Below are 13,497 nucleotides of genomic sequence, written 5' to 3' on the forward strand. Positions count from 1 at the left end.
CAGAAGGCGTCATCCTGTCCGCCGCACATCGACTGGCTCCATCGCCGGCCGCCCTGGCCTGATCAAAAGCCTCCGCTGGCTCTATGGCCTTCAGGCCAGGCTCCAGTAGGCTGTGCCGTATTCGCCTGTATCAGGTATCCCATGGAGTTCGCATGTCCTCGCCATCCCATTCGCTCAGCACCGCACCGGCCGTGACGGTGGAAACCCTGCAGGCCTTCTCCGATGCCTGGAACCGCCACGATATCGCTGCCCTCATGAGCTACATGCACCCCGACTGTGAATTCCTCACTGCCGCCGGGCACGATGCCCACGGCACCCGCCATGCCGGCCATGAGGCGGTCGCCAAGGCGTTTGCCTCGGCCTGGATCGCCGTGCCCGATGCGCAGTGGCGCAATGGTCGCCATTGGGTGTCCGGCGAACGTGGCGTGTCCGAATGGACCTTTACCGGCACCGCCGCCGATGGCTCGCCCATCGAGGCCGACGGTGTCGATCTGTTCATCTTCCGCGATGGCAAGATCCTGCAGAAGAACGTCTTCCGCAAGAACCGCACGGTCAGGCCGGCCTGATCCGCAGCAAACACCGCGCCGCCCGCTCACTGCTACCAAGGCCACTGCCATGAACAGCCTGTCCCGCGCCGAAGTCGGCGCTGCCTTCACCGATTCCCGCGCTCCTGCCATGCCCTACGATCCGGCCTTCGATCCGCTGGTCTCGCGCTCGCCCGGTCATAACATGCAGTACGCCCCGACCTACTGGGTCGCCAGCGCCGGTGATCCGCCGCCGGACGATGGCCCCATCACGGGTGACACCGATGCCGACGTGGTCATCATCGGCTCCGGCTTCACCGGCCTGGCCACGGCCTTGTTCCTGGCACGCGAGCACGGTATCCGCGCCACCGTGCTGGAAGCCAACCAGGTCGCCTGGGGCTGCACCAGCCGCAATGGCGGCCAGGGGCAGAACGCCAGTGGCCGTCTGTACCGCTCGCAGTGGATTGCCCGCTGGGGCTTGCCGACCGCGCTGAAGCTGGACCAGGAAATCCGCAACGGCTTCGAGACCTTCCGCCAGCTCACCGAGGAAATCGATTGCGATCCCCAGCCTGGCGGCCATCTCTACATCGCCCATCGGCCCAAGAAGATGGACTTCCTGCGCAACGAAGCCGAGGTCATGCGCAGCCGCTTCGGCTACGACACCCGTATCCTCACCGGCGAGGAAGTGCGGCGTGACTGGTGCGGCGACCAGGAGGCCGCCGGCGCCATGCACGAACCGGTGGGCATCTGCGTACATCCGCTGAAACTGGCCTTCGGCTACATGAAGATGGCCCGCGCACTGGGCGCCCGCGTGCATCCCTCCAGCCCGGTGACGGGCTGGGAAACGCGCAATGGCGTGCATCACCTGCGCACCCCCGGCGGGGTGGTGCGCGCGCGCGCGGTGGCAGTGGCCACCGGGGCCTACGGCCTGCAGGGTTTGACGCCGCTGCTGAAGAATCGCGTGTTCCCGGTGTTGTCCAATTCCATCGTCACGCGCCCGCTCACCGACGAAGAACTGCAGGCCACCAACTTCCTGACCCATCAGGCCATCACCGATACCCGCACGCTACGCTTCTACTACCGCCTGCTGCCGGACCGCCGGGTGCAGATCGGCAGCCGCAGCGCCATCAGTGGCGCCGCCGCCCATCAGGAGCATCATTACCGCCTGCTGGTCGACGGGCTGGCCCGCAAGTTTCCCGCCCTCAAGGGCATCCGCATCGATCATTCCTGGTGGGGCTGGGTCGATGTCAGCCACGACATGATGCCGCGCGTGGTGCAGCCTGATCCGGCGCAGAGCATCTACTACGCCCTGGGCTATGGCGGCAACGGCGTCTCCTTCTCGGCCCATGCCGGGCGCCGTATGGCCGAGCGCGTGGCCGGCCTGCGCGGACCGGAACTAGACCTGCCCATCTACGACAGTGCCTTGCCCTTCCCGCGCCAGGGCGAGTGGGCCGCACCCTTCCGCCGCCTGGGGCAGAGCATGCTCTATCGCTGGTACTGGCTGCGTGACGAAATCCTGTAGACAAAGGCGGGGCCATGCAGGGCGCTAGGCGCTCTGCATGGCTGAACGACACAGCAGGAGAGTGGCCCTCAGCGCAGGCGACAGCGCGGCACCAGGGCCGCCAGCGCCGCAATCCCGGGTTCGATGCGTTCGGCCTGGATCGATGAAAACCCCAGCCGCAGTCCATTGACCTTGCCCGGCTCGGCCAGCCAGAAGGCCTCGCCCGATTCCACCAGGATGCCTTGCTCGAAGGCCGCCTGCCGCAACAGCCGGGTATCGATCTCCGGCGCAAAGCGACCCCACAGGGCGGAGCCGCCATCCGGTGGCGTGAAATCCATCATCGGCAGATGCGTGCGCACGGCGTCGATCAGGAGACCCGCCCGGCGCGCCAGTTCATCGCGCATCAGGTGCAGGAAGCGGTCGTAATGGCCGTGTGAGATGAACAGCGCCGCCGCCAGCTGGTTGTTGGTGGCCGGGTGGCGGATCATCAGCCGTCGCAAGGCGCGCAGCCGCACCACCACTTCTGCCGGCGCCACGATATAGCCAATGCGCAGGCCCGGCGAAAGCGTCTTGGACAGGCTACCGATGTAGATCACCCGGCGCTCGTGGTCGATGGCCTTCAGGGCCGGGGAGGGCTTGCCGACGTATTGCATCTCGGCGTCGTAGTCGTCTTCGATGATCACACCATCATGGGTGCGCGCCCATTCCAGCAAGGCCAGCCGCCGCTCGGTGGAGAGCGTGATACCGGTCGGGCACTGGTGGCTGGGCGTGCAATACAGCATGCTGGCCCGGGCCAGCACCGCCGGATCGGGCAGCACGCCGTCGCGGTCCACCTCCAGCCCCACCAGTTGCGCGCCCCGGCGCAGGAAGATGTTGCGGGCATCCATGTAGCCCGGGTCTTCCACCGCCACAGTGGAGCCGGGCGGCGTCAGCAGTTCGCTCACCAGGTACAGGGCCTGTTGCGCCCCCACTGTCAGCAGTACCTCGTCCCGGCGCGCCGCGATGCCGCGCCGGGGCAGCACGCGCTTGATCAACTGGTCCACCAGGGAGGCATTGTCGTGGTCGATGGCATCCGGCGCCCAGCCCCGGATGGAGCTCACGTCCAGCGCCTGGCGGCTGCACTCGCGCCAGTCGGCGATGGGGAACAGGCTGGGATCGAACTGGCCATACAGGAAGGGATAGCGATGGCGCTGCCAGTCTTCCGGCTTGTCCAGCCATTTGATGCCGGCCGGCTCAGCCTGCATGCGCGCCTGCCAGTCCACCCCCTGCGGTGCCTCGCGACGGGGATGGTCGGGCGCGGTCTGCGCCGGCCGGTGGTGGTGCAGGTAGCGCTCACTGACGTAGTAGCCGTTGCGCGGACGGTTTTCCAGGTAGCCGTCCTCGGCCAGCTTTTCATAGACCAGCACCACGGTATTGCGCGAAATGGCCAGCATGTCGGCCAGCTCGCGGCTGGAGGGCAGGCGCATGCCGGGCGCCAGTCGCCCGTCCAGCACGGCATCGACGAAGCACACCCGCAACTGGCTCTGCAGGGTACTGCCCTGGCGCTCCGGCTCGGGAAAGATCTGTCGCCACATCACCTGATGGGCCTGGTGGTCACGCACGCCTTTGCTCCGCTGTCCCAAAGCCTGCGTTGTCGCAGGAAGCGTGCCAGCAGCCGGCTGTGCGGGTTTCACATCTTGCCCTTCCACGGAATCAGCTTTTGTTCCATCTTGCGCATGAGCAGGTCGATCAGGTAGGCCAGCACGCCGATGACGATGATGCCCATGATCACGATGTCGGTGCGCAGGAAGTTGGAGGCATTGAGCACCATCTGCCCGATGCCGGCGGTGGCCGCCACCATCTCGGCCGCCACCAGGGTGGTCCAGCCAAAGCCCACGGCGATGCGCATGCCGGTCAGGATTTCCGGCAGTGCCGCCGGAAACACCACCATGCGGATCACCTGCCAGTTGCTAGCACCCAGCGAGCGCGCCGCATTGATCTGTTCGATCGCCACCGAGCGCACGCCGGCCTTGGAGGCCATCGCCAGCGGGGCGAAGCAGGCCAGGTAGATCAGCGTGACCTTGGCGCTTTCGTCGATGCCCAGCCAGATCACGATCAGCGGCAGGTAGGCCAGCGGCGGCAGCGGCCGATAGAACTCGATGATCGGGTCGGCGATGCCGCGCACCAGGCGCGAGGTACCCATGGCCAGCCCCACCGGTACGGCGGTGACCACTGCCAGCAGGAAGGCCGCCATCACCCGGCTCAGGCTGATGAGCACGTGTTGCACCAGCGGCGTGTCGCCCTGGGTCTGGCCGTGCAGGGCGCCAATCAGCGCATCCAGGGTGGCCTGCGGGGTGGGCAGGAACAGCGGCTTGATCCAGTGCAGACCAGTGGCGATCCACCACAGCAGCAGCAAGGCCACCAGGGTGATGGTGCTGATCAGCCAGGTGCTGCCCTGGCCCGGGGCGCCATAGTTGCGCGGGCGTCTGCGACGGCGCGGGGCAGTGGCCTGTGCGGATGCGGTGGCCGCAGGGCGGGTAGTGGGGGGCATGGTGGTCTCCTGCGCCGGCTTGGTGACGGCGGTGGCGGTGGTGCTGTTCATCAGTGCATCCCGGTCGACGAGGTTTGGTGGACCAGCGCCAGCACGCGTTCGCGGGCGGCGATGAATTCAGGATCGGCCTTGGTGCCGCGGGCGTCGCGGGTTTCCAGGTAGCGGCGGGCGAAGGGCATGCTCAGGTCATGCACCACGCGGCCCGGGCTGGGCGCCATCACGATCAGCCGGGTGGCCAGGAACAGGGCTTCTTCCACATCGTGAGTGATGAAGAAGAACACCCCCTGCGACTCGTTCCAGAGGTCCAGCAGCAGTTCCTGGATGGCTTCGCGGGTGAAGGCGTCGAGCGCGCCCAACGGTTCGTCCAGCAACATCACCGAGGGCGAGGAGGCGATGGCGCGCGCCACCCCCACGCGCTGCTGCATGCCGCCCGACAGTTCATAGACCTGCTTGTGGGTCGAGGACAGCAGGCCCACCTTGTTGAGGCATTCGAGGGCGATGCGGCGCCGCTCGTGCAACGGCATCTTGCGCAGCTTGAGGCCGAATTCGACGTTTTCCACCACATTCATCCAGGGCATCAGCGCGTGCTTCTGGAACACCACGCCGCGATCCGAACCGGGACCGTCCACCGCCTCGCCGGCCAGCCGGATCTCGCCCCGCGTGGGCGGGATGAAACCGGCAATGGTATTGAGCAGGGTGGTCTTGCCGCAGCCGGAGGCCCCCAGCGCCACCACGAACTCGCCAGCCGGGATGGACAGCGAGACCTGGTCCAGCGCCAGGCTGGGCGGCCCCTTGCGGGCCGGGTATTCGATCGAGACCTGGTCGATTTCAAGCATGCTCGCGCTCCAAGGATGAATGGGTGAAAAAGGGAAGGGACGACGACCTTACTTGCCGGCCGCGATGGCCTTGACGTACTGGTCGGTCACGCCTACCGAGTAATCCGGCAGGATGGCCTGCAGGGTCTTCTGTTCCTTCAGGAACTCGGCCGTGGCCTGCAGCGACTTGACGGCACCGGCATCCTTGCCGCCCGAGAGCCACTTGGTGGAAGCCTGTTCGGCCGGCGTCGGGAACTGGTAGAGCTTCAGTGCTGCCGCCACCTCGCCCGGCTCGCCGCCGGAGATGGCCGCCACCGCCTTGCCCTGCGCGGTGTCACCGGTCCATTGACCCGGGTTGGCGCGATACATGGCGTCATACTTGGCCAGCATGCGGGTGAAGCTGAGCATGAACTTCTCATGCTCCTTGGCCCAGTCGCGGTTGACCACGAAGCCGTCGAAGGTGGCGATGCCGGTCTGGGCGGCGATCTTGCCGGAGCTGGTCACCACCGTGCCACTGGCGCTGATCTTGGCCAGCACCGGGTTCCAGACGAAGGCGGCATCGATGTCGCCGCGCTCCCAGGCCGCTGCGATCTCGGGCGGGCGCATGTTGAGCACCTTCACGTCGGCCGCCGACAGGCCGGCCTGCTTGATCGCCATGAGCGCATGGAAGTGGCTGGTGGAGACGAAGGGCACGCCCAGGCGCTTGCCCTTGAGCTGCGCCACCGAGCTGATGCCGGCCCCGTTGCGGGCCACCATGGCCTCGGCGTCGTTGATGTTGTCCAGGATCCAGAACAGCTGGATCGGCAGGCCCTGCGACAGGCCGGCCGCCACCGGGCTGGAACCGGCTTCACCGATCTGCACATTGCCCGAGGCCATGGCGCGGATGACGTCGCCGCCACCGCCGAACTTGCGGTAGTTGACCTTGTAGCCGGTTTCCTTGGCGGCTTCGTCAAGCTGCTGGGCGTAGCGCCAGGGGACCATCATGTCCTGGTAGGCGATGGTGACTTCCTTGTCGGCGGCCAGGGCCAGGGCGGCAGGAAACAGGCAGGCTCCGGCCAGCAGGCCGGTCAGCGTACGACGCAGTGCGAATGCTTTCATGAAAAACCCCTCGGTATCGTGATGTGGCGATGTGAGCAAGGAACGCGGCCCGGTACTGGCTCGCGGTTGCACGCTTCGGTGTTGGCAACGCATCTACTCTGACGCAGAAAGTGCGCCAGCCGATGGAGCCACAGCGGCCTTTCGATTGGACCAGCGCAACCGCGCCTGGTCCGGGTGCGTTATGGCAGTGGCGATCCGGCGCACAGCCGCGCCACCGCCGGTTGCGCGGCTTGGGCGTGGTGCGGCGGGCAGAAAGCGGCATCGTTTTCGCGCCATTTTTGTGCGCCTTGCCCACCTGCGGTGCTGTCGTGGCTGGCTCCATGGAAAGGTCTCGCTGGTCTTATGGTCCAGCCGGTGCCGATGCAATGATTGCGCCATGTCCCGACTTATCCCTTTTTCTTGCTGCGTGTGCCATCCCGAGGTGGCCGCATGAGCGCCTCCCTGTCGCTGGTCGCCGGCCTCATGGCGGTCAGCCTGCTGGCCGGTCTCACCAAGGGTGTGACCGGTTTTGGCGGCGCGCTGGTCATGGCGCCGCTGTTCGGCCTGGCGCTGCCGTCATCAGAGGCGGCGGCCCTGATCGTGCTGGTCAACTGCGCGGCGTCGCTGCAGGGCTGGCGCGGCTGGGTCCGTCAGGCCCACTGGCCTACGGTGTTGCCGCTGGCGGCCATTGCACTGGCCTGTACGGCGGCGGGGGTGCGCCTGATCGCCAGCGGCAGCCTGCCCGACATGCATCGCCTCATCGGCCTGTGCGTGCTGGCGGTGACCGCCTTGCACGTGCTGGGCTGGCGCTGGCGCCATGGGGGCGGCGCCACGCCGACGCTGGCGGCCGGTGCGGTGTCGGGACTGATGACGGCGCTGTGCGGGATCGGCGGGGTGGCGGCGGTGTACTACTTCAATGGCATCCGGCGCGCTGAGGCAGGAGCGATACCGCAAGCGACCGATCACGGGCAGGCACACGAGCAGGCACATGAGCAGGCCGCACACCTGCGCGCCAACCTGCTGGCCTACTTCATGGTGCTGTTCTTCGGCGCGGCCATGATCCTGGCCTGGGACGGGCAGGTGGGTCTGCCGCAACTGGCGCTGACGGCCTGGCTGGTGCCGGCCTTCGCGGCCGGTGTGCTGGTGGGGGAACGGCTCTATGGCCTGCTGTCACCGTCATGGTTCCAGCGCATCGTGTCGGCGCTGCTGTTCTGTGCGGGGCTGGTGGCGCTGGCGGGCTGAGCCGGGTGCAAGGCAGGGAGCAGGGCAGCAGGGGGCTTGCCTCAGGTAGCCCGGGTGATGGCACAATCACGGCTTGCCGATGATGTCGTCCTTCCCCGATCACGCAAGCCTGTCCCTGCCAAAGAGCCCGCCATGAACCTGACCTCGCTCGCACTCCTCCTGGTCTTCCAGTGCCTGGGAGAAGGCGCCGCCCAATTGCTGGGCCTGCCCATTCCCGGTCCCGTGATCGGCATGCTGCTGTTGCTGATCGCCTTCCTGTCCTCGCCACGTCTGGCCGAGCTGATGGAGCCGACTTCCTGGGGCATCCTGCAGCATCTGTCGCTGCTGTTCGTGCCGGCCGGGGTCGGCGTGATCGCTGCCGCCGGTCAGCTCAGGGGCGAACTGCCGGCCATCGTGGTGGCGCTGGTGGCCAGCACGGTGCTGGCCATTGCGGTGGGCGCGCTGGTGACGCAGGCGGCGATGAAGTGGCTGGGCAAGTCCGCGCCGCCAGCCTCCGACGCCAGCCGGGAGTCGCACTGATGCACGGCCTGGCACGCCTGACCGAGATCTGGGTCTATCTCGCCGCCTCGCCGCTGCTGGGGCTGACCACCACGCTGGTGGCCTATCTCGTGGCGCTGTGGGTGTATCGCCGGCTTGGTTTCAATCCGCTGGCCAATCCGGTGCTGATCGCCATCGCCATCGTGGTGAGCATCCTGACCGTGACCGGCACCCCCTACAAGACCTACTTCGAAGGCGCGCAGTTCGTGCACTTCATGCTCGGCCCGGCCACGGTGGCGCTGGCTATGCCGCTGTACAAGCAATGGAACAAGCTGCGTCATGCCGCCGTGCCACTGCTGCTGGGCCTGGCGGCGGGGTCCATCACGGCGGTGGTGTCGGCGGTGGGCATTGCCTATGCCATGGGCGCTTCGCCGCAGATCATGGCGTCGCTGGCGCCCAAGTCAGCCACCACGCCGATTGCCATGGCGATTTCGGAACGCTTCGGCGGCCTGCCTTCGCTGACTGCCGTGCTGGTGATCTGCACCGGCATCCTGGGGGCGGTGCTGGCGCGCTATGTGCTGAACTTCCTCCGCATCGACAGCCATCCGGTACGCGGCTTCGCGCTGGGCGTGGCCTCGCACGGCATCGGTACGGCGCGGGCGCTGCAGGTGAGCGCCGAGATGGGCGCTTTCGCTGGCCTGGGCATGGGGCTCAATGGGGTCTTCACGGCGATCGTGGTGCCGCTGGCGATGCCGGTATTCCTGCGCTGGATCGGCGCTTGAGGCCGGCGCCGATTGCCCTGCCGGCTTACTTGGCCGGCTTGGGGCACCAGGGCGGTACCTTGAACTGTTCCACCAGAAAGTCGCGCATGCGCTGGACCTTGGGTGGCAGGTGGGTGCGGGTCGGGTAGAGCGTATGCACCACCAGCTGCTCGCCGGTGCTCCAGCCCTCGAACAGTTCCACCAGTTGCCCCGAGGCGATGGCGGCATTGACGATGAAGTCCGGCTGGATCGCGATGCCCTGGCCGGCGATGGCCATCTCGCGGCAGGTCACGCCATTGTTGACATAGACAGTGGAACGCACGCGCACATGGCAGGTGTCGCCATGCACATGCTTGAAGCTCCATTCGTCGCCATTGGCGCGGTAGCTGTAGGAAATGAAGGGGTATTCGCGCAGCTCTGCCGGGGTCTCCGGCGTGCCGTGGCGGCGCAGGAATTCCGGCGAGGCGCAGGCAATCATGCGCACCGGTGCCAGTGGGCGCGCCACCATGCGGCTGTCGCCCAGGGTGCTGATGCGGATGACCATGTCGAAACCTTCCTCGATCAGGTCGATGGTGCGGTCCGAGAGGGTGATGTTGAGCGTGATCAGCGGATTGTCTTCGGCGAAGCGGCCCCATAGCGGCGCCAGCTGCTCCACCCCGAAATCCTGGGGCGCGCCGATGCGCAGGCGGCCGCAGGCCTGGTCGGAATTGAGCCCGACCTCGCTTTCCACGTCCTGGATCGATTCCAGCAATTCCTTGCAGCGGGCGAAATAGACGCGCCCTTCATCGGTCAGCGACAGCCGCCGCGTGGTGCGGTGGAGCAGGCGGATACCCAGGAACTGCTCCAGCTCCGACACCTGGCGCGAGACTGCCGGCTTGGACAGGCCGGTGACATCCACGGCGCTAACGAAGCTGCCGCTCTCGACCACGGCGACGAAGGTTTCCATGGCTTGCAACTTGTCCAAGCGCTCTCCGATCTGCAAAAAAATACTATCCAGCGTGCCACAGGCGCGCTGGCATGAACATGCTACGTTTGGATAATGGTCAGCATGGCCCCGACCATGCTCGGCATCTGGCGCTGGCGCGCTAGCGCACCCCGGCCACCCAGCCCACCACCTCGGTCGCCAGCCGCTCGCTGGCCGTGCCGAAGGCCGTGACCACTTCCGGCACCTTGCTGCCGGCCACCGGCTGCACAACACTGAAGCGGCGCGCAGCCAGTTGCTGGCGGGTGGCGGTATCGACCAGGCGGGCGTCGTAGACGATCACTACCTGCGGCGCACCGTTGCGATATTCGGTCTGGAAGGCGCCCAGTACCCCATCGAGTTCGACCTCGGCGGCGATGTTGGCATTGTCGCCGGAGACGCGCGGGAAGCGGCCATCGGCCTGGAAGGCATCCAGCAGGCGGTCACGCAGCAGTTGCGGCGCTGGATCGCTCCAGCGTACGCCGGCGTAGGACTTGATCATGTCGCCTTCGGGTAGCACCAGGATGCGTTCGCTGTCGAGACTGCGATTGGCTGTCGGCGTGGTCACGCGCAGCGCCCGGTAGGGGCTGCCGCCGGTACTTGCAGGCGTGGCCACGGCCGGCGTCGGCAGGCGGTACACCGCCAGCGGGTCGGCCTTGGGCAGGATGGAGCAGGCCGTCAATGCCAGGCTGGCGGCCACCAGGGCGGTACGCAGGAGCAGGGTCGTCATGGTTGGAATTCCTGGAGATTGTCTTGACCCAGCAGATAGGCGCCGGGATTGTTTTCCAGCTTGCGGCTGATGGCCCGGACCGAGGCCAGGGTGCCGCGCAGTTCGGTGATGGCCGGGCCGATCTCGGCCACGCCCTGGGCGCCATTGTTCAGCGCCGCCTGGTTCTGCTGGATCAGGCGTTCGATCTGCTGGCTGCTGGCCGCCAGTGACGTCATGGCCTGCTGCAGCTTGCCCATGGCGTCGTTGCCGCGGGTGGACAGCAACTGGTTGGCCGACTGCATGGCGAGATTGGCCTGGCGCGCCGCTGCGGCCAGGTCCTGCATGGCCTGGCCGACATTGCCGCGCTGCGCGGCCAGGGTGCCGGTCAGCTGTTCCAGGTGGGCCAGGGTCTGGTTCAGGCGCTGTGCGTTTTCCGGGGCCAGGAACTGCTTGGCATTGATCAGCACTTCATTGACGTTGGAGAGCAGGTCTTCGCCATTGGACAGCAGCGCCGTCAGCGGCGAAGGGGAGGCGATGATGACCGGATCGCTGCCATCCTTGGACTCCAGACGCGGGCTTTGCGGCGAGCCGTTGGTCAGCTGGATCAGGGCGGTGCCGGTGATGCCGGCCAGGGCCAGCTTGGCGCCGGTGTCTTCCTTGATCGGCGCCTTGCCGGTCACGCGGATGCGCGCGCGCACCTTGCGCGGATCGGCCGGGTCCAGACTCAGGCCGACCACATCGCCCACCTTGATGCCACTGTACTGCACCGGGCTGCCCCGGGACAGACCGCTGACGGCTTCGTTGAAGATCACCGTGTAGTAATCCACGTCGCGGTCCTGGCCGACCTTGGTCAGCCACAGGCAGAACAGCAGCGCCGCCAGCGCGACCAGAATGGTGAAGAGTCCGATGAGGACGTGATGTGCGCGGGTTTCCATCAGGCTTGTCCTTGCTGGGTTGCGGTGGCGGCCGATCGCAGCGCAGCCACACTGGCGGCCCGTCCACGCGGGCCCTGGAAATATTGGCGTATCCACGGATCGTCGAAGGCTGCCACCGCTTCGATGCGGTCGGCCACCAGTACCCGTCGTGCTGACAGCACGGCCACGCGGTCGCAGATGGCATAGAGGGTGTCGAGATCGTGCGTGACCAGGAATACGGTCAGCCCGAGGGCGTCGCGCAGGGTCAGGATCAGGCGGTCGAAGGCGGCGGCGCTGATCGGGTCGAGGCCGGCGGTGGGTTCGTCCAGGAACAGGATGTCCGGGTCCAGCGCCAGGGCCCGCGCCAGCGCGGCGCGCTTGATCATGCCGCCCGAGAGCTCGGCCGGGAACTTGTCGCCGGCGGCAATGGGCAGGCCGGCCAGGGCCAGCTTCATGGCTGACACGCCGCGGGCCTCGTCGGCATCCAGGCCGCCGTATTCGGTCAGGGGCAGGGCGATGTTTTCCAGCACCGTCAGCGAGGAGAACAGCGCACCCTGCTGGAACAGCACGCCAAAGCGCCGCTCGTAGCGCGAGCGCGCCTGGGTGGAGAGCGCCGACAGGTCCTGTCCGAACACCTTCACCTGCCCGGCGGCCGGCCGTTGCAGGCCCACGATGCTGCGCAGGAGCACCGACTTGCCGGTGCCCGAGCCGCCCACTACGCCGAGGATTTCGCCGCGCCGTACCTGCAGGTCCAGTTGCTCGTGCACCACCTGGGGACCGAACTGGTTGCGCAGGCCGCGCACGTCGATGATGTCTTCCGTGCCGGCGTGACCGGGATCATGGGGCGCGCTCACCATCCCATCTCCATGAAGAACAGGGCCGCCAGCGCATCCAGCAGGATCACCACGAAGATCGACTGCACCACGCTGGAGGTGGTGTGCTGCCCCACCGACTGCGCGCTGCCGCTGACCTTGAAGCCTTCATTGCAGCCGATGATGGCGATGACGAAGGCAAACAGCGGCGCCTTGACCATGCCCAGCACGAAATGGCGGATGCCCACGTCCTGCTGCAGCAGCGACAGGAACATGGTGGGACTGATGTCCAGCGACAGGGCGCACACCATGGCGCCCCCCAGGAGGCCCGACATCATGGCGATGAAGGTCAGGATGGGCATCGATACCAGCAGCGCGATGATGCGCGGCAGGACCAGCAGGTTGACCGGGTCCAGGCCGAGGGCGCGGATGGCATCGATTTCCTCGTTGGCCTTCATGGAACCGATCTGCGCGGTAAAGGAGCTGGCGGTACGCCCGGCCATCAGGATGGCCGTCAACAGCACCGCGAATTCGCGCAGGAAGGAAAACGCCACCAGGTCCACGGTGTAGATGCTGGCGCCGAAGTCGGCCAGCACCGTGGCGCCCAGGAAGGCCACCACCGCGCCCACCATGAAGGTCAGCAGCGAGACGATGGGCACGGCATCCAGTCCGGTCTGTTCGACCTGTGCCACTACGGCGGTGAAGCGCCAGCGCGAAGGGCGCCAGAAGGACGCCACCAGCGTCTGCAGGCACAGCCCGGCAAAGCCCAGCAGGCCTAGCGAGCAGGCACGCAGGCTGAGGGTGGCCACGCCGGCACGTTCCAGGACGTCGGTGATCCAGGCCTGGGGTGGCGGCGCCGGCTTGGGAATGGCGATTGCCTTGGCGTCGGCCACGGCGGCCAGCAGGCCGCGCCAGGCCGGTGACAGCTCGCTGCCCTCAACCGTCTGGCGCAGGGCCGCCGGTACGCCCAGCAGATCGACCAGCAGCTTGGCGCCCACGGTATCGAAGGCGGTCAGTGCCGAAAACTTCAGGACCACGTCCTCGCCCATGGGCGGCCGCTGCTGCGTGATCTGGCGCAGCAGCGGCCGGTAGTTGGGTAGCGTCCAGTCGCCTTCCACATGCAGTACGGGCGGGCTGGTCGGTTCCAGGCGGAAGGTGGCAGCGGTATTCAAGT

The 13,497-nt window shown here is 67.1% G+C and carries 14 protein-coding genes; 5 read left to right on the forward strand and 9 right to left on the reverse strand.

The annotated features are described in order from the left end of the window. The first annotated feature begins 152 nt into the window (after positions 1-152). Positions 153-566 carry a nuclear transport factor 2 family protein gene (locus VE092_RS20930; protein WP_180669810.1) on the forward strand — a complete coding sequence of 138 codons (414 nt, stop codon included), beginning with the start codon at positions 153-155 and terminating at the stop codon, positions 564-566. Positions 567-675: 109 nt separating this feature from the next. Further along, positions 676-2,046, forward strand: coding sequence for an NAD(P)/FAD-dependent oxidoreductase (locus VE092_RS20935; RefSeq protein WP_414653516.1), 1,371 nt, complete (start codon positions 676-678; stop codon positions 2,044-2,046). A gap of 68 nt (positions 2,047-2,114) precedes the next feature. Here VE092_RS20935 and VE092_RS20940 read toward each other — a convergent pair whose 3' ends face one another. From VE092_RS20940 to tauA, 4 genes are all read right to left on the reverse strand, one after another. After that, positions 2,115-3,626 (reverse strand): PLP-dependent aminotransferase family protein, encoded by a 1,512-nt coding sequence (locus VE092_RS20940; RefSeq protein ID WP_324879874.1) that lies wholly within the window; start codon positions 3,624-3,626, stop codon positions 2,115-2,117. Between the two features lie 68 nt (positions 3,627-3,694). Then, positions 3,695-4,606, reverse strand: coding sequence for an ABC transporter permease subunit (locus VE092_RS20945; protein WP_324879875.1), 912 nt, complete (start codon positions 4,604-4,606; stop codon positions 3,695-3,697). Next, positions 4,606-5,391, reverse strand: coding sequence for a taurine ABC transporter ATP-binding protein (locus tag VE092_RS20950; protein WP_324879876.1), 786 nt, complete (start codon positions 5,389-5,391; stop codon positions 4,606-4,608). Before VE092_RS20950 ends, VE092_RS20945 begins: the two co-directional genes overlap by 1 nt. 48 nt (positions 5,392-5,439) lie before the next feature. Continuing rightward, positions 5,440-6,468, reverse strand: coding sequence for a taurine ABC transporter substrate-binding protein (gene tauA / locus VE092_RS20955; protein ID WP_324879877.1), 1,029 nt, complete (start codon positions 6,466-6,468; stop codon positions 5,440-5,442). Between the two features lie 429 nt (positions 6,469-6,897). Between tauA and VE092_RS20960 the strand changes: the two genes are divergently transcribed. The 3 genes from VE092_RS20960 to VE092_RS20970 all read left to right on the forward strand — a co-directional run bounded on the left by VE092_RS20960 (position 6,898) and on the right by VE092_RS20970 (position 8,948). Further along, positions 6,898-7,689 carry a sulfite exporter TauE/SafE family protein gene (locus tag VE092_RS20960; RefSeq protein WP_324879878.1) on the forward strand — a complete coding sequence of 264 codons (792 nt, stop codon included), beginning with the start codon at positions 6,898-6,900 and terminating at the stop codon, positions 7,687-7,689. A 132-nt stretch (positions 7,690-7,821) separates the two neighbouring features. Further along, positions 7,822-8,208, forward strand: coding sequence for a CidA/LrgA family protein (locus VE092_RS20965; protein WP_324879879.1), 387 nt, complete (start codon positions 7,822-7,824; stop codon positions 8,206-8,208). Continuing rightward, positions 8,208-8,948 (forward strand): LrgB family protein, encoded by a 741-nt coding sequence (locus VE092_RS20970; RefSeq protein WP_324879880.1) that lies wholly within the window; start codon positions 8,208-8,210, stop codon positions 8,946-8,948. Before VE092_RS20965 ends, VE092_RS20970 begins: the two co-directional genes overlap by 1 nt. Before the next feature lie 25 nt (positions 8,949-8,973). Here the strand turns inward: VE092_RS20970 and VE092_RS20975 are convergent, their stop codons facing one another. From VE092_RS20975 to VE092_RS20995, 5 genes are all read right to left on the reverse strand, one after another. Next, positions 8,974-9,891, reverse strand: a complete 918-nt coding sequence (locus tag VE092_RS20975; protein WP_234293870.1) for a LysR family transcriptional regulator — start codon at positions 9,889-9,891, stop codon at positions 8,974-8,976. Positions 9,892-10,012: 121 nt separating this feature from the next. Further along, positions 10,013-10,618, reverse strand: a complete 606-nt coding sequence (locus VE092_RS20980) for an ABC-type transport auxiliary lipoprotein family protein (RefSeq protein ID WP_324879881.1) — start codon at positions 10,616-10,618, stop codon at positions 10,013-10,015. Further along, a complete protein-coding gene (locus VE092_RS20985; RefSeq protein ID WP_324879882.1) occupies positions 10,615-11,532 on the reverse strand; it encodes an MlaD family protein in 918 nt (305 codons plus the stop codon). The genes VE092_RS20980 and VE092_RS20985 overlap by 4 nt, the downstream gene beginning before the upstream one ends. Continuing rightward, positions 11,532-12,368 carry an ABC transporter ATP-binding protein gene (locus VE092_RS20990; RefSeq protein WP_324879883.1) on the reverse strand — a complete coding sequence of 279 codons (837 nt, stop codon included), beginning with the start codon at positions 12,366-12,368 and terminating at the stop codon, positions 11,532-11,534. Before VE092_RS20990 ends, VE092_RS20985 begins: the two co-directional genes overlap by 1 nt. After that, complete coding sequence (locus VE092_RS20995) at positions 12,362-13,495, reverse strand: ABC transporter permease (protein WP_324879884.1); 1,134 nt, start codon at positions 13,493-13,495, stop codon at positions 12,362-12,364. The genes VE092_RS20990 and VE092_RS20995 overlap by 7 nt, the downstream gene beginning before the upstream one ends. Between the last annotated feature and the right edge of the window lie 2 nt (positions 13,496-13,497).

The sequence above is a fragment of the Herbaspirillum sp. genome, from assembly GCF_035644555.1.
GTDB lineage: Bacteria > Pseudomonadota > Gammaproteobacteria > Burkholderiales > Burkholderiaceae_D > Herbaspirillum.

Bases quoted from the DNA above. Each gene is read 5' to 3' on its own strand.
- VE092_RS20930 (WP_180669810.1), top strand. From the start codon at position 153: ATGTCCTCGCCATCCCATTCGCTCAGCACCGCACCGGCCGTGACGGTG.
- VE092_RS20950 (WP_324879876.1), bottom strand. From the start codon at position 5,391: ATGCTTGAAATCGACCAGGTCTCGATCGAATACCCGGCCCGCAAGGGG.
- VE092_RS20985 (WP_324879882.1), bottom strand. From the start codon at position 11,532: ATGGAAACCCGCGCACATCACGTCCTCATCGGACTCTTCACCATTCTG.
- VE092_RS20945 (WP_324879875.1), bottom strand. From the start codon at position 4,606: ATGAACAGCACCACCGCCACCGCCGTCACCAAGCCGGCGCAGGAGACC.
- VE092_RS20970 (WP_324879880.1), top strand. From the start codon at position 8,208: ATGCACGGCCTGGCACGCCTGACCGAGATCTGGGTCTATCTCGCCGCC.
- tauA (WP_324879877.1), bottom strand. From the start codon at position 6,468: ATGAAAGCATTCGCACTGCGTCGTACGCTGACCGGCCTGCTGGCCGGA.
- VE092_RS20990 (WP_324879883.1), bottom strand. From the start codon at position 12,368: ATGGTGAGCGCGCCCCATGATCCCGGTCACGCCGGCACGGAAGACATC.
- VE092_RS20935 (WP_414653516.1), top strand. From the start codon at position 676: ATGCCCTACGATCCGGCCTTCGATCCGCTGGTCTCGCGCTCGCCCGGT.
- VE092_RS20960 (WP_324879878.1), top strand. From the start codon at position 6,898: ATGAGCGCCTCCCTGTCGCTGGTCGCCGGCCTCATGGCGGTCAGCCTG.
- VE092_RS20980 (WP_324879881.1), bottom strand. From the start codon at position 10,618: ATGACGACCCTGCTCCTGCGTACCGCCCTGGTGGCCGCCAGCCTGGCA.
- VE092_RS20965 (WP_324879879.1), top strand. From the start codon at position 7,822: ATGAACCTGACCTCGCTCGCACTCCTCCTGGTCTTCCAGTGCCTGGGA.